Source organism: Haloterrigena sp. KLK7 (assembly GCF_037914945.1).
Classification (GTDB): Archaea; Halobacteriota; Halobacteria; order Halobacteriales; family Natrialbaceae; genus Haloterrigena; species Haloterrigena salinisoli.
Genome location: NZ_CP149787.1, coordinates 1,828,503 through 1,848,318 on the forward strand (window position 1 = coordinate 1,828,503; position 19,816 = coordinate 1,848,318).

General features: G+C 68.4%; 20 protein-coding genes. 13 read left to right on the top strand and 7 right to left on the bottom strand.

What is annotated here, in order from left to right; genetic code table 11:
• Nucleotides 1-243: 243 nt before the first annotated feature.
• Nucleotides 244-1,074: a molybdopterin synthase gene (locus WD430_RS09015; RefSeq protein WP_339105685.1), complete on the bottom strand. Its 831-nt coding sequence runs from the start codon at nucleotides 1,072-1,074 to the stop codon at nucleotides 244-246.
• 323 nt (nucleotides 1,075-1,397) lie between these two features.
• Between WD430_RS09015 and WD430_RS09020 the strand changes: the two genes are divergently transcribed.
• From WD430_RS09020 to WD430_RS09035, 4 genes are all read left to right on the top strand, one after another.
• Nucleotides 1,398-2,420 (top strand): CapA family protein, encoded by a 1,023-nt coding sequence (locus WD430_RS09020; protein ID WP_339105686.1) that lies wholly within the window; start codon nucleotides 1,398-1,400, stop codon nucleotides 2,418-2,420.
• Nucleotides 2,421-2,557: 137 nt separating this feature from the next.
• Nucleotides 2,558-3,283, top strand: coding sequence for a UMP kinase (gene pyrH, locus WD430_RS09025; RefSeq protein ID WP_339105687.1), 726 nt, complete (start codon nucleotides 2,558-2,560; stop codon nucleotides 3,281-3,283).
• Entirely contained in the window at nucleotides 3,280-4,947 is a 1,668-nt protein-coding gene (gene lysS / locus WD430_RS09030) for a lysine--tRNA ligase (RefSeq protein WP_339105688.1), read from the top strand. Before pyrH ends, lysS begins: the two co-directional genes overlap by 4 nt.
• 79 nt (nucleotides 4,948-5,026) lie before the next feature.
• Nucleotides 5,027-6,850, top strand: coding sequence for a site-2 protease family protein (locus tag WD430_RS09035; RefSeq protein WP_339105689.1), 1,824 nt, complete (start codon nucleotides 5,027-5,029; stop codon nucleotides 6,848-6,850).
• Between the two features lie 93 nt (nucleotides 6,851-6,943).
• On the opposite strand, the gene WD430_RS09040 is transcribed toward WD430_RS09035, so the two are convergent.
• On the bottom strand, nucleotides 6,944-7,522 hold the full coding sequence (locus WD430_RS09040) for a PadR family transcriptional regulator (RefSeq protein WP_339105690.1): 579 nt from the start codon (nucleotides 7,520-7,522) through the stop codon (nucleotides 6,944-6,946).
• A gap of 198 nt (nucleotides 7,523-7,720) precedes the next feature.
• Between WD430_RS09040 and WD430_RS09045 the strand changes: the two genes are divergently transcribed.
• Nucleotides 7,721-9,283 (top strand): heme-binding protein, encoded by a 1,563-nt coding sequence (locus WD430_RS09045; RefSeq protein WP_339105691.1) that lies wholly within the window; start codon nucleotides 7,721-7,723, stop codon nucleotides 9,281-9,283.
• A 68-nt stretch (nucleotides 9,284-9,351) separates the two neighbouring features.
• On the opposite strand, the gene WD430_RS09050 is transcribed toward WD430_RS09045, so the two are convergent.
• Nucleotides 9,352-9,525 carry a hypothetical protein gene (locus WD430_RS09050; RefSeq protein ID WP_339105692.1) on the bottom strand — a complete coding sequence of 58 codons (174 nt, stop codon included), beginning with the start codon at nucleotides 9,523-9,525 and terminating at the stop codon, nucleotides 9,352-9,354.
• Between the two features lie 97 nt (nucleotides 9,526-9,622).
• Between WD430_RS09050 and WD430_RS09055 the strand changes: the two genes are divergently transcribed.
• Complete coding sequence (locus WD430_RS09055; protein ID WP_339105693.1) at nucleotides 9,623-10,081, top strand: hypothetical protein; 459 nt, start codon at nucleotides 9,623-9,625, stop codon at nucleotides 10,079-10,081.
• A 149-nt stretch (nucleotides 10,082-10,230) separates the two neighbouring features.
• Here WD430_RS09055 and WD430_RS09060 read toward each other — a convergent pair whose 3' ends face one another.
• Both WD430_RS09060 and WD430_RS09065 read right to left on the bottom strand, forming a co-directional pair.
• Nucleotides 10,231-10,614: a DUF5611 family protein gene (locus tag WD430_RS09060; protein WP_339105694.1), complete on the bottom strand. Its 384-nt coding sequence runs from the start codon at nucleotides 10,612-10,614 to the stop codon at nucleotides 10,231-10,233.
• 132 nt (nucleotides 10,615-10,746) lie between these two features.
• Nucleotides 10,747-11,751 carry a hypothetical protein gene (locus WD430_RS09065; RefSeq protein WP_339105695.1) on the bottom strand — a complete coding sequence of 335 codons (1,005 nt, stop codon included), beginning with the start codon at nucleotides 11,749-11,751 and terminating at the stop codon, nucleotides 10,747-10,749.
• A 173-nt stretch (nucleotides 11,752-11,924) separates the two neighbouring features.
• Here WD430_RS09065 and WD430_RS09070 point away from each other — a divergent pair, with 173 nt between their 5' ends.
• The 7 genes from WD430_RS09070 (at nucleotide 11,925) to WD430_RS09100 (ending at nucleotide 17,071) form a co-directional block, all read left to right on the top strand.
• Nucleotides 11,925-12,224: a DUF6432 family protein gene (locus WD430_RS09070; protein ID WP_339105696.1), complete on the top strand. Its 300-nt coding sequence runs from the start codon at nucleotides 11,925-11,927 to the stop codon at nucleotides 12,222-12,224.
• A gap of 39 nt (nucleotides 12,225-12,263) precedes the next feature.
• Nucleotides 12,264-13,394: an aminomethyltransferase family protein gene (locus WD430_RS09075; protein ID WP_339105697.1), complete on the top strand. Its 1,131-nt coding sequence runs from the start codon at nucleotides 12,264-12,266 to the stop codon at nucleotides 13,392-13,394.
• Nucleotides 13,395-13,471: 77 nt separating this feature from the next.
• Nucleotides 13,472-14,659, top strand: coding sequence for an MFS transporter (locus tag WD430_RS09080; protein WP_339105698.1), 1,188 nt, complete (start codon nucleotides 13,472-13,474; stop codon nucleotides 14,657-14,659).
• Nucleotides 14,660-14,736: 77 nt separating this feature from the next.
• Nucleotides 14,737-15,156, top strand: coding sequence for a hypothetical protein (locus WD430_RS09085; protein WP_339105699.1), 420 nt, complete (start codon nucleotides 14,737-14,739; stop codon nucleotides 15,154-15,156).
• A 99-nt stretch (nucleotides 15,157-15,255) separates the two neighbouring features.
• On the top strand, nucleotides 15,256-16,599 hold the full coding sequence (locus WD430_RS09090) for a TIGR00341 family protein (protein ID WP_339105700.1): 1,344 nt from the start codon (nucleotides 15,256-15,258) through the stop codon (nucleotides 16,597-16,599).
• Nucleotides 16,596-16,787, top strand: a complete 192-nt coding sequence (locus WD430_RS09095) for a hypothetical protein (RefSeq protein ID WP_339105701.1) — start codon at nucleotides 16,596-16,598, stop codon at nucleotides 16,785-16,787. Before WD430_RS09090 ends, WD430_RS09095 begins: the two co-directional genes overlap by 4 nt.
• 23 nt (nucleotides 16,788-16,810) lie before the next feature.
• Entirely contained in the window at nucleotides 16,811-17,071 is a 261-nt protein-coding gene (locus WD430_RS09100) for a hypothetical protein (protein WP_339105702.1), read from the top strand.
• 10 nt (nucleotides 17,072-17,081) lie between these two features.
• Here the strand turns inward: WD430_RS09100 and WD430_RS09105 are convergent, their stop codons facing one another.
• Nucleotides 17,082-18,515, bottom strand: a complete 1,434-nt coding sequence (locus WD430_RS09105; RefSeq protein WP_339105703.1) for an MATE family efflux transporter — start codon at nucleotides 18,513-18,515, stop codon at nucleotides 17,082-17,084.
• An 83-nt stretch (nucleotides 18,516-18,598) separates the two neighbouring features.
• A complete protein-coding gene (locus tag WD430_RS09110; protein ID WP_339105704.1) occupies nucleotides 18,599-19,690 on the bottom strand; it encodes a geranylgeranyl reductase family protein in 1,092 nt (363 codons plus the stop codon).
• Between the last annotated feature and the right edge of the window lie 126 nt (nucleotides 19,691-19,816).

The window sequence follows — 19,816 nt, forward strand, 5'->3', positions numbered from 1 at the left end:
CTTGTCGGTGGGATATGTTATAAAGGAAGGATGGTTAGCGAAATTTCGGTTGTGTTCAGCGATCTGGGGGGTAACGGACGTTTTATTCTCGAAGTCGTGACTATTTATCGAACGACGAGAGGGCTCGAGACCTTTTATAACCGTCGCTAACTTATTATCGCAGATCCAATTATCATGGGTGATAGAGTGTCTCCGTCCGAGCGGCGTGACCTATTTTGAACGGAATATTCATGAAATCAAGTACTAGCTTCGCTCGTGCACCCAGAACTCGTCCTCGACCGTCACTTCCTTCTTGAACAGCGGGACCTCGTCTTTCAACCGATCGATGCCGTCCTCGACGGTTCGAAACGCCTCCTCGCGGTGTCCGGCGAGGACGACGACGAAGACGATGTCCTCGCCGTCCTCGACGACGCCGGTCCGGTGGTAGAGTTCGACCTCGAGGACGCCGTCGCGCGCCTCGAGATCCGCCTCCAGAGCGGCCATGCGCTCGTCGGCGACGCCCTCGTACTTCTCGAACTCGAGGTACTGGGTGCGCGCGTCGTCCGCGTCATCTTTCGCGCGGACGCGGCCAGTAAAGGTCGCGATCGCCCCTGCCTGATCGGCCTTGGACGAGCGTTTGACGCGATCGACCAGCGAGTGGAGGGTCTCGTGGGGCTCGCGCGACTCGAGTTCGGCCGCGACGGCGTCGGGATCGAGATCGCCGGGCTCGTCGACGGCCGCGATGACGTTCCCCTCGCCGTCCGCGTCGTCCGTCCCGACGACGACCGTCGGATGACGGAGGTCCTCGACCCCGACGACGACGGCGTACGCGCAGCCGGTCGCCAGCCGATCCAGGGCGTCGCCGACGCCCAGTCCCGTCCCCGAGGCGGCCCAGTCGCCGTCGGCGCCCAGCTCGTAGCTGACGTCGCCGCCGACCGTCGTCGAGTCGTGGACGGCCGTTCCGTCCGCGATCGTCGCGTCGTACCTGACGACGCCGACCCGCCCCTCGCGCTCGAGCCGATCGACGAGGCGGTCACAGACCCGCTCGACGGCGTCGCGGTCCGCGCCGCGGTCGCAGATGCCGAGTACGTGCATGTTCGAGACATGGCGGCGTCGGGGTTTGTAGCTATCGCTGAAAGCCCCGCGCGAGTGAGCGCCGAGCCCACTCGCGCGTCCCTCACAGTCCCACCGAAAGCCCCGATCCGCTGGCGCTTGCGCCAGCGGATCGCCCCTTTCAGTCCCGCCCGTCCGGGAGCCGAAGCCGATCAGTCACCCGCAGCGCCGAAGACGGTCGCTACTCGCAGCGCCGAGATCGGAGCGCCGCTCGAGCGAGCGATCAGGCCGATCCGCCGTCGCGTCACGGAATCCGAGGCGGTGCGGTGCTCCGGAATTTTGGGTGTGGATCACGAACGGTCCGTATGACCCGTCGAATCGGCTTCACCGGCGACGTCATGCTCGGCCGACTGGTCGACGATCGCCAGCGCGAGCGGTCGGTCGACGCGGTCTGGGGCACCGTCCTCGAGCGACTCCGCGGACTCGACGCGCTCGTGATCAACCTCGAGTGCGTTCTCTCGACGCGCGGCCGCGAGTGGCGGCGGACCCACCGGCCGTTTCACTTCCGCGCGGACCCCGACTGGGCGATCCCGGCGCTCGAGCGGGCCGGCGTCGACGTCTGTGCGCTCGCGAACAACCACGTGCTGGACTACGAGGCGGTGGCCCTGCGCGACACGCTCGAGGGCCTCGACGAGGCGGGAATCGCGCGCACCGGTGCGGGGGAGACGATCGACGAGTCGCTCGAGCCGGCGGTCGTGACGGTCGACGGCGGCGCGAGAGGGGGGACTGGCGACGAGCTCGAGCTGGCCGTCGTCGCGTTTACCGACAACACGCCGGAGTACGCGGCCGACGAGGAGTCACCGGGGACCGCGTGGATCGATATCGATACCGACGACGCGGAGGCGAAACGACGGGTTCGCGAGGCGCTCTCTCGCGCACGCGAATCGGATCCCGATCTACTGGTCGCGTCGCTGCACTGGGGACCGAACATGGTCACCGAACCGCCCGAGTCGTTCCGGGAGTTCGGCCGCTGGCTGATCGAGGACGGCGTCGACGTCGTGCACGGCCACAGCGCACACGTCTTCCAGGGAATCGAAGTCCACGACGGCCGCCCGATCATGTACGATACGGGCGATTTCGTCGACGACTACGCGGTCGACGACGAGCTGCGCAACGATCGGGGATTCCTGTTCGAACTCGACGTGACCGCGGACGGGGTTCCGACCGAACTACGGCTTCGTCCGACGGAGATCGACGGCTGTGCGGTTCACGAAGCCGGACCCGCGGCCGCCGAGTGGGCCCGCGACCGAATGCGCGAGCTGTCGGCCCCCCTCGGGACCGAGTTCGAGCGCGACGGGGAGGCGCTGGTGCTATCGCTCGAGTCGTAGGGACCGGTGCTCGAGTCGTTCAGCCGCCGCTTCGGGTCCGGCTTTCGCCCGCGAGAACCGTCCCGTGAGAGTGAGACACGCGCGGCGGTCCGGAGTTGGCAACCCTTAAGATAGCAACCCGGTTACACCGGGGTAGTATGAAAGTGGTCGTCTCTATCGGCGGAAGCGTGCTCGTGCCCGAGCCGGGCGCGGATCGGGTCGCCGAGCACGCCGCCGTCATCGAAGACCTCATCGCGGAGGGCTGTCGGATCGGGGCCGTCGTCGGGGGTGGCGGCGTCGCTCGCGAGTACATCTCGGCCGCCCGCGACCTCGGGGCCAACGAGATCGAACTCGACCAGCTCGGAATCGACGTCACCCGGTTGAACGCCCGCTTGCTCATCGCCGCGCTGAGCGAGGAGTCCGTGACCGCGCCGGCGCTCGATTACGAGGAGGCGAGCGAGGCGCTGCGCCGCGACGACATCTGTATCATGGGCGGCGTCGCGCCGGCCCAGACCACCGACGCCGTCGGGGCCGCCCTCGCGGAGTACATCGACGCCGATCTCCTGGTCTACGCGACGAGCGTTCCCGGCGTCTACAGCGCCGATCCCAACGAGGACGACGACGCGACCAAGTACGACCGCCTCTCCGCCGCGGACCTGGTCGACGCCATCGCCGGCCTCGAGATGAACGCCGGCGCGTCGGCGCCGGTCGATCTGCTGGCTGCGAAGATCATCGAGCGCTCCGGCATGCGAACGATCGTCCTCGACGGAACGGATCCCGATCGGATCGCGCGGGCGATCCGTCACGGCGATCACGAGGGGACGGACATCGTTCCCGAGGGTGCCGGCGCGGAACCGACCTACTGGGCCGCCGACGAGCAATGAGCGACGAGCGTCCCTACACGCTGCAACGCGACCTCGAGGAGGACGAGCGCCACGCGTTCTGGGCGGATATCGTCGCGGACCAGGTGGAGTCCCGAAATCCCGAGGAGCCGATCGTCGTCAAGGGCGGCATCTCCCCCTCCGGCGTTCCGCACCTCGGGAACGTCAACGAGATCATGCGGGGCTACTACGTCGCCGAAGTCCTCCGCGAGCGGGGCCACGAGGTCCGGCAGGTGTTCACCGCCGACGACCGCGATCCCCTCCGCAAGCTCCCCCGCACCCTCTGTGACCTCGAGGGGAATCTCGTCGATCTCGGCGAGGTCGACGCGGGCGCGCTCGGACGCAACCTCGGCGCCCCGTACACGGACATTCCGGACCCGTTCGGCTGCTGTGACTCCTACGGCGACCACTTCTCGACGATCATCCAGGACAGCGCCGACGCCGTCGGCGTGCCGATCGACCTGGTGTCGAACACGGAGATGTACGAGAACGGCGACCTCGAGGACGTCACTCGCTTCGTCCTCGAGCACCGCGATCGCGCACGCGAGGTCCTCTCCGAATACCAGGACAAGGTCGACGCGAACGGCGATTACGTCCCGTTCAATCCGATCTGCGAGGAGTGCGGTAAGATCACTGAGACAGTCACGAGCGTCGATTTAGACGCCGGCGAGGCCGGCACCGTCGACTACGAGTGTACCGATATGGACGCCGGCGACCAGACGATCGACGGCTGCGGCCACGAGGGCACCGCCACGCTGCGGGAGGGGAAACTCCCGTGGCGCTTCGAGTGGCCCGCCCAGTGGCAGGTGCTGGGCGTCGACTTCGAGCCCTTCGGCAAGGACCACGCCGAGGGCTCCTGGCCCAGCGGCCAGGACGTCGCGCGAAACGTCCTCGAGATCGAACCCCCCGTCCCGATGGTCTACGAGTGGTTCACCCTCGAGGGCGAGCCGTTCTCCTCCTCGGAGGGGAACGTGATCCTCGTCTCGGACGTCCTCGAACTGCTCGAGCCCGAGGTGCTGCGCTACTTCTTCGCGAAGGACCCCTCGAAGGCCCGGGACTTCAGCATCGAGCGCCTCGACCAGCTGGTCGACGAGTTCGACCGCCTCGAGGCGATCTACTTCGACGAGATCGAGGCCGACGAGGACGAGGAGGCGTTCGCGGAGCGGGTCTACCCGCTCGTCGTCGAAGAGCCCAGCGAAGAGCGGATCCGCCTTCCGTACACGTTCGCCGCCGTGCTCGGGATGACCGACGACCCCGACCTGCGCGAGGAGATCGCCCGTCGGGAGGGACACGTTCCCGACGACGCGCCCGAGTGGGCCGTCGAGGACGCCCTCGCGCGGGTCGAGAAGGCCCGCAACTGGGCCCGGCGGACCGAAAACGAGTTCGACTACGAACTCAAGCGCACCGAGATTCCCGACCACGACTTCGACGCCGCGACCGAGGACGCCCTCGCGGAACTCGCCGACTTCATCGAGGAGGGCCACGAGCCCGACGAGATCCAGGGCGAGATCTACGAGACCGCCAGGCGCCACGACGTCGACGTCGGCGACTTCTTCGGGGCCGGCTATCGCCTCTTCTTCGACGAGGACCAGGGACCGAAGCTCGGTCCGTTCCTCGCGAAGGTCGATCGCGAGTTCGTCGTCGCCCGATTGCGCCGGGAACGGTGACCGCACGGGCCTCGAGTCTGCCGTTCAGCCGACAGGACAGACAAAAGCCCTTTGAGAACGCCTCCCGGAGATAGGAGCGATGGACTACGGTTTCCCTGCTGTCGTCTCGGTCCCCGAACTCGCCGGCTCGGAGACGCTCACGTGGGTCGTCGCCGGCCTGCTCGTCTACTGGTTCGGGATCATCGCGCTCCGTCGAGCGGAGCTGTTGCCGTCGTACGTCGGCACACAGGGGCCGATTCTGACCTTCCACACCAAGCGCGGCCGGCAGTTTCTCGACCGCCTCGCGAAGCCCAGACGGTTCTGGCGCGCGTGGGCGAACCTCGGCGTCGGGATCGCTATCGTCGTGATGGCGGCGATGTTCGTCGTCCTCGCGCTCGGGGCGGTCTCCGCGGTGACGTCGCCGCAGCCGGCCAGTAGCATCAATCAGCCGCGAAACGTCATCCCGTTCCCCGGCGTCAACGACTTCCTGCCGGTGTCGGCGACGCCCGGGATCGTTACCGGACTGCTGGTCGGACTGGTCGTCCACGAGGGCGGCCACGGCTTGCTCTGTCGCGTCGAGGACATCGAGATCGATTCGATGGGCGTGGCCATGCTCGCGTTCGTCCCGATGGGCGCGTTCGTCGAGCCCGACCAGGAAGGCAGTAAGGAGGCCTCTCGCGGCGGCCAGACGCGGATGTTCGCCGCCGGCGTCACCAACAACTTCGCGGTGACGATCCTCGTCTTCGGCCTGCTGTTCGGACCGATCGCCGGATCGATCGCCGTCGCCCCGGGCGCCGCCGTCGGCGGCGTCGCTCCCGACTCGCCCGCGGCCGACGCCGACATTCAGCCGAACGATCGCATCACCGCCGTCGGGGGCGAACCCGTCGAGACGAACGACGACCTCGGAGAGCGACTGGAGGCCGCCGAGGGCGATCGGGTCGAACTCGAACTCAACGGCGAACGGACGGTGACGGTCGAGCGCTCGCTGCTCGTGACCGCCGCGATAGAGAACGGGCCGACCGGGCTGCAAGTCGGCGATCGGATCCTCGAGGTCGGGGGCCAGACGATCGCGACCGAACGCGAGTTCTTCGACGCCGTCGGCGACGACGAGCGCGCCACCGTGACGATCGAACGCGACGGGCGGGAACTCGAGCGCGAAATGCCGATCGGTGCCGCCGTCACCGTCACCGACGACGGGCCGCTCCAAGACGCGACCGGGTCGCTGGACGAACCGCTGATAATCACCCGATTCGACGGCGAACGGACCCACACCTACGACGAGCTCATCTCGCTGGTCAAGGAAAAGGAGACCGGCAGCGAGATCACCGTCGAGGGCTATCTCGACGGGGAGCGCGTCGAGTACGAGGTCACGCTCGGTGAGCATCCCCGCGACGGCGGGAGCTATCTCGGCGTCGTCGGTAACTCCGGAACGTCCGGCGTCGAACTCAACGGTATCGGCGTCCAGCTCTACCCCGCCGAGGACTACCTGGCGATTCTCGGGGGCGGGAACGGTCCCGACAACGCCCTGATGAACTCGTTCGTCGGGAAGATCGTCCTCGCGGTGATGCTCCCGGTCAGCGCCGTGGCCGGCCTCCTCCCGTTCAACTTCGCCGGCTTCACCGGTGGCGTCCAGAACTTCTACGAGGTACAGGGGACGCTCGCGGCGCTGGGCGACGGGACGGTCTTCTTCGTCGCGAACCTCCTGTTCTGGACCGGCTGGATCAACGTCCAGCTGGGCTTTTTCAACTGCATTCCGGCGTTCCCGCTCGACGGCGGCCACATCCTCCGGACGAGCACCGAGGCGATCGTCTCGCGGCTCCCCTTCGAGACTACCCGCGGGCACGTCCGCACCGTCACGACGGCCGTCGGGCTGACGATGCTCGGGAGCTTCGTCCTCATGCTGGGGGTCCCTCTCCTCCAGTAGCCGAGGTCAGCCACGCGAGCCGTCGCTCTGTGCGACTCTCGGAAGACGACCGCTGCCACTGAACCCGTTCGGTACCGCGCTCGTCGCCGGCGATCACGACTCCTCGGGGTTCGAGGCGTCGTCGGCGTCGGCCGGCGCTCCCGCGTCTCCGTCCGCCGACTCGATGCCGTGGCGCTCGTAGAACTCCTCGGGCGTCGCCTCGATGCGCTCGAACTCGGCGTCGAAGTAGCGTTCGTGGTGGCGGGCGAGCTGTTCGACGATCCACGCGCTGCAGGACTCGTCGAAGCGCCACTCGCCGTCCCGATCGGGGATCTCGAACCGATCGTCCGTCGAGAACGCCGCGTAGACGTGAAAGAAGCCGAGGATGACGTCGGCGAAGTCGCGGGCCTTTTCGGTACAGCTCTCGCGCCGATCCGCGAGTTCCGCGTGGCCCGCGTCGGTGAGCTCGAAGTACTTCCGGTCGGGCTCGTCCTCGCGGTCGATCCGCTCGGCCCACCCCTTCTCCTCGAACTTGTAGAGGATGGGGTAGACCGAGCCGTAGGACGGCTCCCAGTGACCGCCGCTGATCTCGCGGATCTCCTTCAGTATCTCGTAGCCGTAGCGGGGCTTCTCTTCGAGCAACTCGAGGACGAGATAGGCGATAAGTCCCTTCGGCGGCCCACTTTTCCGCATGTGGTCGCGAGTTAGACGGGCACACGGAAAGGCGTTCTGTCGCCGGGGGAGCCCCTCGAAACCCGTCGGCGAAGCCGCCGACCCTGACGCCGGGAACCGAACGCGTTCGGCGTCCAGTCCCGCGCTCGCGCCGGTCGACCGCCTGACCGTCGAACCGAAATCCTGTCCTTCTTGGCCTCGCCGTCCCAATCGCCGCACATGGAACGACGGCAGCCGCCACAGACCGAAGAGGGTTGGTACGTCCTGCACGATTTCCGCTCGATCGACTGGGACGCCTGGCGAGACGCCCCGGAACGCCGGCGCTCGCGGGCGATCGAGGAGGGGATCGACTACCTCGCCGCCGCCGAGTCCGCCGCGGACGCCGAGGAAGGCGAGTCGGCGACGTTCGCGGTGCTCGGCCACAAGGCCGATCTCCTCGTCCTCCACCTCCGCCCGACGCTGGCCGACCTCGACGCGTTAGAGCGTCAGTTCGAGGGGACGGCGCTGGCGGAGTTCACCGAGCGCGCCGACTCCTACCTCTCGGTGACGGAGGTCTCGGGCTACATGTCCCAGGACTACTTCGACGACGACGCGGAGGTCGAGGACACCGGTCTCGCGCGCTACATCGAGTCCCGGCTCAAACCCGAGATTCCCGACAGCGAGTTCCTGAGCTTCTACCCGATGAGCAAGCGCCGCGACTCCGAGGACAACTGGTACGACCTGCCGTTCGACGAGCGCGCGGAACACCTCTCCTCGCACGGCGACATCGGCCGGGACTACGCCGGCCGGGTCACTCAGATCATCTCCGGCAGCATCGGCCTCGACGACTTCGAGTGGGGCGTCACCCTGTTCGGCGACGACCCGACCGACGTGAAGGAACTGCTCTACGAGATGCGCTTCGACCCCTCGAGTTCCCGCTTCGCCGAGTTCGGCCGGTTCCTCTCGGCCCGCCGGTTCCCGCCGGAAGACCTCGGCGCGTTCCTCGACGGCGAGCGGATCCCGCGGGAGGGCGAGGACGCTCACGGCGGCCACCCCCACGCGAGCGGTGAGAGCGGTGGGCACCACCACGGCGATTCCGACGGCCACCACGGCCACGGTGAGTCCGACGGTCACCGTCACGGCGACTCGAGTTCGAGCGACCGCGGCGACCACGGTGGCTCCGGCGGTCCGCACGGCGACGACGACGAGGACCTCCGCAGCGAACTCGAGGACATGGGCGTCTACGCCGGCCAGCCACACGGCGAGGACGTCCACGCGGTCGTGCTCTACTCCGCGGCCGACTCCGACGAACTGTTCGAGGAGGTCGACGGCCTCCGCGGCAACTTCGATCACTACGATACGCACGTGAAGACGGCCGTCTACGAACCGCAAGACGGCGGCGACGACGGCGAAACCGCAGTCGTCAGCCTCTGGGAGACCGAACGGGCCGCGAGCACCGCGGCGGGATTCCTCGCCGATCTGCCGGATATCGTCCGCCAGGCCGGCGACGACGAGGGCGACTCCTGGGGCACGATGGGGATGTTCTACTCCGTCAAGCCCGAGCACCGCGGGGACTTCCTCGGTACCTTCGAGGAGGCCGGCGAGCTGCTCGCGGAGATGGAGGGCCACCGCAAGACGGACCTCCTGATCAACCGCGAGGACGAAAACGACATGTTCATCGCCAGCCGCTGGGACTCCCGCGAGGACGCCATGCAGTTCTTCCGTAGCGACGCCTTCTCGGAGGCCGTCGAGTTCGGTCGCGACGTCCTGACCGACCGGCCGCGCCACGTCTTCCTGGCCTGAGTCCGGCCGAACCCGACGCGTTCCGTCTGCTTCACCTGTTTTTCGCTCTCGAGGCGCGAGACTCGAGACTACTCTCCGCCGTCGTAGAAGAAGTAGCCGGCCAGTCCCGCGATCCCCAGTGCGAGCGTCAGATACGGCCAGTTACCGGCCTCGCGATCGGTCAGTGCGGCGTGGCCGGTGACGAAGATCGCGAACCCGACGTGGGCGACGAGCGTCGCCGTCAGAAAGGCGGCGAGATCCATACCGGTGGATTCGACGGCGCGACAATAGCCGTTTCGGAGCGTCGCCTCTCAATGCCGGGAAAAGGCACTCGAGGGGCCTCCGAATACCGTCGCTCTAGTGAACCGACGTACGTTCCTCGCCGTGGTGCCGTCGAACGCCCTCGCGGGATGTGCGACCCGCCTCGGACTCGCCGACCGCGTCGAGATTACGCGGAAGTCCGTTCGGCTCCATCCGTGGAACGGCGACGAGCCGATCGATGCAGTCGTGCGACGCTACGATCCCGACGCGGGGGTCTCCTCCGACGACGACCCGCACGAGGCGGTCGCCGACGGGATCGATCCCGACGAACCGCTCGTCGTCTCCGACTCGGTGGCCGATCGGCTCGCTGCCGAGTACGAAATCGTCGAGTATCGGATCGCCGCCTGCACTCTCGACGCCGACGGCGACTGCCGGGAGACGACGCTCGTCCGCGAGGACTTCAACGCGGTCGAGGCCGGCGACGTCGTCGATATCGTCAGCCGCAGCTCCGGCGCCGGGTTGGTCAACGTTCACGAACGACGCGAGGAGCGCGACTAGTCGTCGCTCTCGACCGCTCGAGACCGCACGTAGCATCCGAGACCGCAGTTCCTCCTCCGAAAACGGTCCCTATTCGTCACGAGAGGCTCGACTCGTCGCGAAACGGTGGCTGCTCTCCCTCGAGAGTGTCGACTGTCCGATGTGAAACCTCAGAAGTCGTGGTCGGGATCGTCTTCGACGGATCGCTTCATCGAGTCGCGACGGGCCTTGGCGTCTCGAGCGGTCGCCTCGAGCAGGAAGTCGTTTTTGATGTCGACGGCGTCGGCGGCGGCCTCGAGCTCCTCGGGACCGAGCTCCGTCGGATCGCGCTCGTAGAACTCGACGCCGAGTTTGTCCTTCTTGCCGGAGTACTCGACGGTCCCGACGACGATCTTCTCGAAGACCGGGTTGTCGGGTTCGCCGACGACGTAGAGGTCGCTCCCCTTGTACTCCTCGGTCCCCGTGATAGTGCCGAAGTACTCCTCGACCGTCGACTCCATATCGGGGATTCGCTCCTCGAGATACTCACCGCGACGCATCTTGTACTCCTTCATGGATTGGAGATGCACGGCGGAGTGTTTACCTCTTTTCATAGCCGACGTTACGATCGGCCAACACGCGCCTCGAGTAACACTGACGGGCGCGCGCCGGTCGGCACCGCGGTCGCGGTTGCGGGCGGAGACCTGTCAGCGACGCTCCCGTTCGCCGAGGTACCCCTTCCGACAGTCGGGACAGATGTCGCCGGCGCGCAGCGAGCCTCGGTCGCCGTCCGACACGTACTCACACCGCGGACAGTAGAACTCGGTCGGCACGTCCTCGCGCGGCCCGTCGCTCTGGCTGGGTGCGGGAGCCGACGCCGCGCGTTCGATTCCGCTGCCCGACGCGGCCCCGTTCTCGGGCGATTCGCCGCCCGTCGCTGTACCCGCGTCGTCCGACCCCTGCGTTTCGGGTGCGCTCGGCGGCTCCGCGGTCACGGATCTGGCGTCCGCCGCCGCGGTCGGTTCGCCGCTTCCGCCGGAGACGGTGCCGGTGTCGTCCTCGAGGACGACCGCGTCGTCGGTCACCGGCTCGTCGGGTTCGACGGGATCCTCGAGTTCGGCGTCGATCACGGTGTCGTCCTCGCGGTCGCCCTCGTCGCCGGAGTCGGGCCACCCGGACGGTTCGGTCTCGCTTCCGACGGGCGGACCGACGTCGTCGGAGTCGGGCCACTCGCCGTGGTCGCGCTCGCGATCGACGACGGGATCGTCGTCATCGTCGTCGAGAATCTCGCCGTCGTCGGTCACCGGATCGCCGTTCTCGTCGGTCGGCACGTCGAAGTCGTCGGTCGACTCGTCCGCGGCGGCCGCCGGTTCGCCCGCGTCGGCGTCGATGAAGTCGGCGTTCCCGTCGTCGCTGTAGCCGCCTTCCGCGGCCGGATCGGTGGGTGGTTCGACAGTCTCGGCGTCGCTGTCGGGTATCGCTGTCTCGGATTCGGGTTCGGGTTCGGATTCGGGGGGGAGCGAATCGACGTCCGTCGCGGCGGAGAGGCTCGTGACCTCCGTGTTCTCGCTGAGGATATTCCGATCGCCACAGCGGGCACACTCTTCGTACTCCTGGACGGTTACGACGACTTCGCTGCCCCGCTCTTCGCGCTCGTGTTCGACTTCGGGGTCTCCGTAGTCGTGTCCGAGCAACGAACATCGAAGGGCCATTGTCCCACCGTACCCAGTCATCACATAAAAAACGTGCTGCCTCCGGGAACCGATCGTGACGGCGACGCGACCGATCGCCGGCGAGGCGATCGCGTTCGGTTCCAGCGCGACGCCGGTTCCAGCGACCGAGCAACGACAAACGTCAAATCCCCGGTCGTTGAATACGCCGACGAATGAGAGCAAAGCGGGAGTACCGGGACCGGGCGGGGACACAGGTGGCGGTACTCGACGCGCTCGTCGATCGGGCCGACGAGGGGATGAGCGTCTTCGAACTCCGGGCGGCCGTCGAAGTCGATATCGACGAACTCGAGACGGCCCTCTCGACGCTGAAGGAGGACGGGTTGATCGTCGTCGAATCCGGGGGCAGCGAGACCGTAATCAAACCCGACGACCGGGTCATTCCCGAAGCGCCGACCGACGAGAACGACGACCAAACGATCGGCGAGTGGCTTCGCGATCGACTTCCCTTTTGAATCGAAACGCCTGAGGAGGTCAGGCACCTGCACAACGGTATGACCGTTATCGAGGCTATTCACGCGGAGCACGGGGCCGCGTTCGGCGAGCGCGACGGCCGGACGATCGTCGAACACTTCGGCCGCCCGGAGCGGACCCATCGGGCGGTCCGCAACGGCGTCGGCCTGATCGAGATGGCCTACGGCGTCGTCGTGGTCGAGGGCGACGATCGACTCGAGTACGTCGATAACGTCGTCTCGAACCGCGTGCCGGCCGAGGACGGCCGGGGCTGTTACGCGCTCGTCCTCGATCCGCAGGGCGGAATCGAGATCGAACTCTACGTCTACAACGCGGGCGAGCGACTGCTCCTCTTCACGCCGCCCTCGGAGGCCGAGCCGCTGGTCGAGGACTGGTCCGAGAAGGTCTTCATTCAGGACGTCGACATCCGCCTCGCGACCGATGACTACGCGATCTTCGGGATCCACGGCCCGACGGCGACCGAGAAGGTCGCCAGCGTCCTCAACGGGGCCGCCTCGCCCGACGAGCGCTACTCGTTCGTCCGCGGGACGATGGGCGACGAGGGCGTGACCGTCATCCGCACCGACGCGCTGACCGGCGAGGAGAGCTACGAAGTGATCTGCGCGGCCGACGCCGCCGAAGACGTCTACGACATTCTCGAGACCCAGGGGCTCAACGCCGCCCCCTTCGGCTACCGCACCTTCGAGAGCCTCGCGCTCGAGGCCGGCTCCCCCCTCTTCGAGACGGAACTCGAGGGGACGCTCCCGAACGTACTCGGTCTGCGGAACGCTCTCGACTGGGAGAAGGGCTGTTACGTCGGCCAGGAGGTCGTCTCCCGCGTCGAGAACCGCGGCCAGCCGAGCCGGCGGCTGATCGGGCTCACGCTCGAGGGCGCCGCGAGCGACGCGGACGGAGACGACGGGGACGAAACCCCAGCGATTCCCGACGCCGGTGCGGCCGTCTTCGACGGCGACGCCTCGGTCGGCGAGGTGACCCGCGCCGGCGAGAGCCCGCTGCTCGAGGACGTCATCGCGCTCGCCGTCGTCGACTACGGCCTCGAGAGCGACTCCCTGACGGTCCGGGTCGGCGGCGAGGAGGTTCCCGCGTCGGTGACCGAGTTGCCGTTCGTCGAGGGGTCGGATCGGTCGGACCGGCTGCCCGCGTATCAGTAACCCGATCGCCGTGCCAGGTCGCCCCGAACCCGATTCGAAACAGAACGTTTTCGCCGGGCGGAGGGAAACGATTCGCCGTGACGAACGACGAGACGGAGCGGCCCGATAGCCGACGCAGCTGGCTCGTGGCGGTCGCCGGCGCGATCGGCATGGTGTTCACGTTCGGCACGCCGTTCTCCTACGGGATCCTCCGGGACCCGTTCAGCGAGGCCTTCGCCGTCTCGCCGGTCGCGCTCTCGAGCGTCTTCTCCGTCATGCTGTTCACCTTCTTCATCGGCGCCGGCGCGGTCGGCGTCTTCGCCGCGCGACTGTCGGCCCGGCCGGTGATCCTCGCCTGCACGGCCGTCACCGGCGCAATCGCGCCCGCGCTGTACGTTACGGGATCGTACCTCGGGCTGGTCCTCGTGTTCGCACTGCTCGGCCTCGCGCTCGGGACGGTGTACGTCCTGCTCGCGTCGATCGTCCCGCGCTGGTTCGACGAGCGCCGCGGCGCCGCGACCGGGCTGATCTTCGTCGGAAACGGGTTGGGGCTGTTCCTCCTGCCACCGATCTGGCAGGCCGTCATCGCGCGGTTCGGGGTCCGTCGAGGATTCTTCGCTGTCATGGCGGCCACTACGGTCGCGTTCCTCCTCGCCGGGCTCACGTGCCGACGTCCGCGGTGGACTGACGGAGCGACATCGGCCGGCGGCGACGTCCTCGAGTGGATCCGCCGGTTGGCCGGGACGCGAACGTTCCGACTGCTGTTCGTCGGCATCGCGCTCGCGTTCTCGTGGTACCAGCTGCTCGCCGCGTTCGCGGTCGACCTCTTCGCCGCCCGCGGGCTGACGGCCGCCGGGGCCTCGACGGCGTTCGGACTCGTCGGCGGCGTCAGTATCATCTCACGGATGGGCGGCGGGTACATCGCCGACAGGGCCGGGGCCAGACGAGCGTTTCTCGCCTCGCTTCTGTGTGCGGCCGCCGGCGTTCTGCTGCTCTTCGCGCCGCAGTTCCCGGTGCTCGCCGTCGGCGTCTTCCTGCTCGGGATCGGACTCGGCGGGACGGCGACGCTGTACATCCCGCTGTTGATGGGGATCTACGGCGCCGACAGGGACACCGCCATCGTCGGCACGTTCAACGTCGCGATCGGAACCAGCGCGCTGGCGATGCCGCCGCTCGGGACCGCGAGCGTCGCGTACACCGACGGCTACGCCCTCGCCGTCGTCCTCACGTTCGTCGTTACCGTCGCCTCGTTCTGGGCGATCACCGTCGGGACGCGACGTTCCTGAGACGTCGCTTCCGTCCGCGCTCGGCGGCCGGAACTGGCCAGCCCCACCCTCAAGGCCGGCGCGACTGACGTTCTCGTATGGGCTCGAGTAGCGACACCCCGATCGACGCCGCCACCGACTTCGAGGAACTGGCCGCACGCCTGCGCACGCAGTCTGACAACGCGCCCGGCTCCGACACCGAGCGCGTGACCATCCGCTCGCTCGAGGGCGTCACGTCCGACGCGCTGTCGGAGTTGCTCGAGGCGGAGGAGAGCGAGGGCACCGCGCCGGGCGAGCTGGTCTTCGTCCTCTCGCGGGCCAACGCCGAACTGCTCGTCGAGCGCGAGTTCGACATCGACGACGTCGACGAACTCGAGGACGTTCTGGGACAGACGGTTCAGGTCGAAGACGAGATGCCCGACGACACGATCCTCCTGTTGGATCCGGACGCGGTCGACGGCGAGGAGATCGACGATCCCGACGCCATCGCCTGCGGGATCGTCGGTACCGACGACTGACGCCGGTCGAACGAGGCGCTGCGGTCTCGCCTTCCCCACCGCCCATCGCCCGTCTCCTGCCGCCCGTACTACTTTCTACGGATCCGCTGTGGCCACGGTATGCGCTATCTGGAGGTGACGGTTCCCGAGGGGAAGCGAGCGACCGTCCTCGAGATCCTCGAGGACGAGGGGATCGACTACGTCGTCAGCGACGAGACCAGCGGCCGGGGCTACGCCGCCGTCGTCCGGTTTCCGGTCCCGACGCGGGCCGTCGAACCGCTCCTCGATCGGCTGACGCGGGCGGGGATCGGCGACGAGGCCAGCGTCGTCGTGATCAACGCGGAGACGGTCCTCTCCGAGCAGTTCTCGACGCTCCGGGATCGGTACAGTCAGGGCGGTCAACTCGGCGCTCGCACCTCGCGGCAGGTGTTGCGCACGAAGGCCGACGAACTCACGCCCCCGTTTTCGATCTACGCGGTCATGCTGCTGATCAGCGCCGTCGTCGCCACGGCCGGGCTGCTGGCCGACTCGCCGGCGGTCGTGATCGGCGCCATGGTCATCGCGCCCCTGCTCGGGCCGGCGCTCGCAGCCAACGTCGGCATCGTCACCGGCGACGCCCGCCTCAAGTCGACCGGCTTCACCTACCAGGCCATCGGGGTGGCGATGGTCGTCGTCGCCTCGATCGGACTCGCGACGCTCGCCCGGTTCGCCGGCCTCGAGCCCGCGGGGGTCGACATCGTCGTCGCCACCGAACTCGAGGAGCGGGTCGCGCCCAACCTGTTCTCGCTGGCGGTCGCCCTCGGCGCTGGGATTGCCGGCATCCTGAGCCTCACGCGGGGGTTCTCGGAGGCCATCGTCGGCGTCATGATCGCCGCGGCGCTCATTCCGCCGTCGGCCGCGGTCGGGATCACGGTCGCCTGGGGGATGTCCGGCGCGGCGATCGGCGCCGCCGTCCTCGTGATCGTCAACCTCCTGTCGATCAACCTCGCCGCGCTGGCCACGCTGTGGATCGCCGGCTACCGCCCGCAGGGGCTGTTCGAGGTCTCGCCCACGCGGACGCCGACGTACACCTACGCGGCGATCTTCGGGGTCGGGTTGCTGGTGCTGGCGGCGCCGCTGGCCGGCGTCACGCTGCTGGAGTTCCACACGACCGAACTCGAGTCGGCGGCCGAGGACGAGGTCGACGCGGTGCTCGCGGAGCCACAGTACGACGGCCTCGAGTCGGACGACGTCGCGGTCGAACTCGACGGCGACTACCCGATCCAGTCGGTCGAGCGGGTCGTCGTCACGGTCACCGGTCGGAATCCGGACCCGGAGTCGGGGCTGGCGGACCGCCTCTACGAGGAGATCAGCCCCCACAGCGACGAGTCGCTGATCGTCGAGGTGCGGTACGTCGTCGCCGAGGAGCGCGGCGACGAGTCCGAGACGCAGCGGGTGGCGATTCGGACCGCGGACGGGACGTGAGCGAGGAACGTCGGGCGGTCCTCGAGGGAATCGCCGCCGCGCAGGACCGCTCGATCGCGGCCGGCCGCTACGGCGACTTCCCGGGACTGAACGAGGATCCCGCGCGGTCGCTCTTCGGCGACAACTACGACCGACTCGTCGCGACCTGCTCCCGAGTGAGGGGTCTCTCGACGAGGAAACCGTTTTAGTGTAGCAGCAATAACACGTTCGTATGGTCCGGAGTATCCCGCGAAATCGGTACGTCGCCCGATCGACGTGGACGACGCTGAGTTGCGAGACGCTGGCGTTGCTGACGTCCGTCGCAATTATCGCGCTCTCGGCGTCACTTCTCACGGCGTCGATGGGCGCACCGGAAGACGTCGTCACGATCGGAGTCGCGGCCGTCGGCACGGTCGCCCTCGGACTCGCGCTCGTCCGGCTCTTCACCTACCTCGAGGCCAACGGACTGCCGGTTCTCGAGCGGTCGCAGTAGCGCCCGTCGATCACTGTTCTGCGGTCTCGGATGACGGTCGATACCGCCGACTCACGACCTTCCAGCGGCCGCTCCGGAACAGCCAGTAGTTGATCCCGCCGGGGACGGCGGTCTCGAGCAGCAAGGCGAGATAGAGGCCCGCGACGTCGAGCGCGGTCACCAGCCCCAGCGCGGCCGCCGGGAGGGCGAAGCCGTAGCGACCGACCAGCGAGGCGACGAACGGCCACCGCGTGTCACCGGCGCCGAGCAGCGCGCCCGAGGCGGCGCCGTCGATACCGAACCCGATCGAACTCACGGCGCCGACGGCGACGAACGCGCTCGCGAGCGCGAGTCCGTCCGATCCCACGAACAGGCTCGCGATCGGATCCGCGAACGCGACGACCAGGACGGCGATCGTCGCGTAACAGAGCGCCGAGAGCCGGATGATCCCCATGCCGTAGGCGCCGGCCCCCGCCTCGTCGTTCGCGCCGAGTCGCTGGCCGACCAGCGAACTCGCGGCCAGCGAGAGCCCCCAGTTGACGCTGTTGATCAGCGCGCGCACCCGTCGGCCGACCTCGAGGGCGGTGACGACCACTGGACCGAAGGAGCCGGCGACCCACAGCAGCGGGAAGACGACGATCCCCTGGGCGAGCCGGCGGCCGATCTCCGGCGCGGAGATCTCGACGAGCTGGGCCAGCAGCGTCGGCTCGAGCCACGGTCCCGAGCGCGTGAGCGGAACCGGGCTGGATTCCATCCCGAGGACGCCGTAGGATCGGCCGACCATCCCCCACGCGAGGACGACCGTCACGAACCCCGTCGAGAGCGTGGTGCCGATCGCCGCGCCGGCGACGCCCAGGCCGAACCCGAAGATGAGCAGGCCGCTGATGAGGATATTGAGCGCGGCGCCGCCCGCGCGGGCGACCATCTCCGTGAACGTGTCGCCGACGCCGGTGTAGGTGCGGCTGGCGATCAGGTTGAGCAGTTCGAACAGGACGGCCGGCGCGACGTAGGTGAGGTAGGTCGCGCCGTGTGCGATCGATTCCGGCTCGGCGTCGAACAGCCCGATCAGCGGGTCGGCGAGGAGCAGAAACGCGGCGGCGAGCGGGAGCGCGATCCCGACGGCCAGCAGGACGCTCTGGGTGACCACCAGCGAGGCGCGGCCGGTCTCCGCGCCGCCGTAGTTCTGCGAGACGAGGCTGACGGTGCCGCCCGCGAGCCCGAGTCCGAGCATCGTGACGATCTCCCAGAACGCGAGCGCGTAGGCCAGCCCCGCGGTACCGGCCGTGCCGACGGCGACGCCGACCATCGCGAGGTCGGCCGTCTGCTTGGACATGATCGCGAAGCCGGTGACGATCCGGGGCCACGCGAGGTCGACGGTCGGGCGGAACCGCTCGGCGTCGATGATCCCGCAACGCTCGAGCGTTCGCGCGAGGAACGCGACGACGGTCGTCTGCCACCCTGCCATCCCTCGGTGGTTTCCCGAGCGCGCCCTTCCGTCTGTCGTCTACGGCTCGAGGACGCTGGACCGACGGATCGCTGCCGGATCCCTCAGCGGAGCAGTCGCGAGACCATCGCCCGCAGGTGCGACGGGGAGACGAGCGACGTCGGACGGTCCATGTGGACGCCGATCTCGCCGGCGAGCGCGCCGAGGCCGACGTGCTGGACTGGCTCCGGGAGCGAGTAGGCCCGGCGGAGCCAGTGGCCCAGTTCCTGCTCGCGCTCGAGGTCCTCGCGCCAGGCGCGTTCGTAGGCCGCGAGCGTCGTCGGCCGATCGGGATCGATCTCGCGGACGGCGTGGTCGGCGCTGGTCATGCCGTAGAGGATGCCCCCGCCGGTGAACGGCTTGGTCTGGGCGGCCGCGTCGCCGATCAGGAACGCGCGGCGGGTCGTCACGCGGTCGGGCGGCCCGATCGGGATCGCGCCCGAACAGCGGTGCGAGACGTCGATCTCGTAGCCGTCGATCAGTTCCTCGAAGTGCTTGGTGACCTGCACGCCCGGCGGCGCGGCCAGTCCGTACTCGACGCCCGCCGACCCCCGCGGGATGCGCCACGCGAAGAACGTCGGCGCGGTGAGGTGGACGTCGACGAAGTCCTGGTGGTCCTCCTCCTCGGAGAACGCGAGGACGCCGTGGAGCAACTCCTCGGGTTCGGGCAGTCCGAGTTCCTCCCGAACCCGCGAGCGCGGACCGTCACAGCCCGCGAGCATCTTCGCCTCGAACTCGAGGGCGCCGTCGGGACCGCTGGCGACGACCTCGACGCGGTCGCGGCGCTCCGTCACGTCGGTCACGGTGTGCTCCTCGCGGACGTCCGCGCCGGCCTCGCGGGCGAGGTCCGCGAGGTGGCGGTCCAGTCCGACGCGGTCGATGACGTTCGAGGCGACCTCCCGCTTGTAGAAGGGGTAGGCCTCGCTGCGCGGCCCGCCGACGTGGAACCGGGCGCCGTAGATCTCGTTCTGGAACAGCTCCTCGCGGGCGCCCTCGCCCGTGAACTCCCAGACGTCCGTGCTCACGTGGCCGGAACAGGCCAGCGGCTCGCCGACCCGCCCCTTCTCGAGGGCCAGCACGTCGTACCCTTCCTCGGCGGCTCGGCGAGCGAACCGAGCTCCCGGCGGGCCGACGCCGACGACGACGAAATCGTACATGTCCAGCACGTTCACGCCGGGCAGTAAATAGTTTCTCGAGATTCGCTCGCCGCTGCCGTCGCCCGCGAAACTCGCATCGTCCGTCGTCCGCGACGGTGGCCCGACGCTCGAGCGGGCCGCGTTGAC

Excerpts from the sequence above, each read along its gene's own strand:
- WD430_RS09015 (WP_339105685.1), bottom strand. The coding sequence starts at position 1,074 with ATGCACGTACTCGGCATCTGCGACCGCGGCGCGGACCGCGACGCCGTC.
- WD430_RS09020 (WP_339105686.1), top strand. The coding sequence starts at position 1,398 with ATGACCCGTCGAATCGGCTTCACCGGCGACGTCATGCTCGGCCGACTG.
- pyrH (WP_339105687.1), top strand. The coding sequence starts at position 2,558 with ATGAAAGTGGTCGTCTCTATCGGCGGAAGCGTGCTCGTGCCCGAGCCG.
- lysS (WP_339105688.1), top strand. The coding sequence starts at position 3,280 with ATGAGCGACGAGCGTCCCTACACGCTGCAACGCGACCTCGAGGAGGAC.
- WD430_RS09035 (WP_339105689.1), top strand. The coding sequence starts at position 5,027 with ATGGACTACGGTTTCCCTGCTGTCGTCTCGGTCCCCGAACTCGCCGGC.
- WD430_RS09040 (WP_339105690.1), bottom strand. The coding sequence starts at position 7,522 with ATGCGGAAAAGTGGGCCGCCGAAGGGACTTATCGCCTATCTCGTCCTC.
- WD430_RS09045 (WP_339105691.1), top strand. The coding sequence starts at position 7,721 with ATGGAACGACGGCAGCCGCCACAGACCGAAGAGGGTTGGTACGTCCTG.
- WD430_RS09050 (WP_339105692.1), bottom strand. The coding sequence starts at position 9,525 with ATGGATCTCGCCGCCTTTCTGACGGCGACGCTCGTCGCCCACGTCGGG.
- WD430_RS09060 (WP_339105694.1), bottom strand. The coding sequence starts at position 10,614 with ATGAAGGAGTACAAGATGCGTCGCGGTGAGTATCTCGAGGAGCGAATC.
- WD430_RS09065 (WP_339105695.1), bottom strand. The coding sequence starts at position 11,751 with ATGGCCCTTCGATGTTCGTTGCTCGGACACGACTACGGAGACCCCGAA.
- WD430_RS09070 (WP_339105696.1), top strand. The coding sequence starts at position 11,925 with ATGAGAGCAAAGCGGGAGTACCGGGACCGGGCGGGGACACAGGTGGCG.
- WD430_RS09075 (WP_339105697.1), top strand. The coding sequence starts at position 12,264 with ATGACCGTTATCGAGGCTATTCACGCGGAGCACGGGGCCGCGTTCGGC.
- WD430_RS09085 (WP_339105699.1), top strand. The coding sequence starts at position 14,737 with ATGGGCTCGAGTAGCGACACCCCGATCGACGCCGCCACCGACTTCGAG.
- WD430_RS09090 (WP_339105700.1), top strand. The coding sequence starts at position 15,256 with ATGCGCTATCTGGAGGTGACGGTTCCCGAGGGGAAGCGAGCGACCGTC.
- WD430_RS09100 (WP_339105702.1), top strand. The coding sequence starts at position 16,811 with ATGGTCCGGAGTATCCCGCGAAATCGGTACGTCGCCCGATCGACGTGG.
- WD430_RS09105 (WP_339105703.1), bottom strand. The coding sequence starts at position 18,515 with ATGGCAGGGTGGCAGACGACCGTCGTCGCGTTCCTCGCGCGAACGCTC.
- WD430_RS09110 (WP_339105704.1), bottom strand. The coding sequence starts at position 19,690 with ATGTACGATTTCGTCGTCGTCGGCGTCGGCCCGCCGGGAGCTCGGTTC.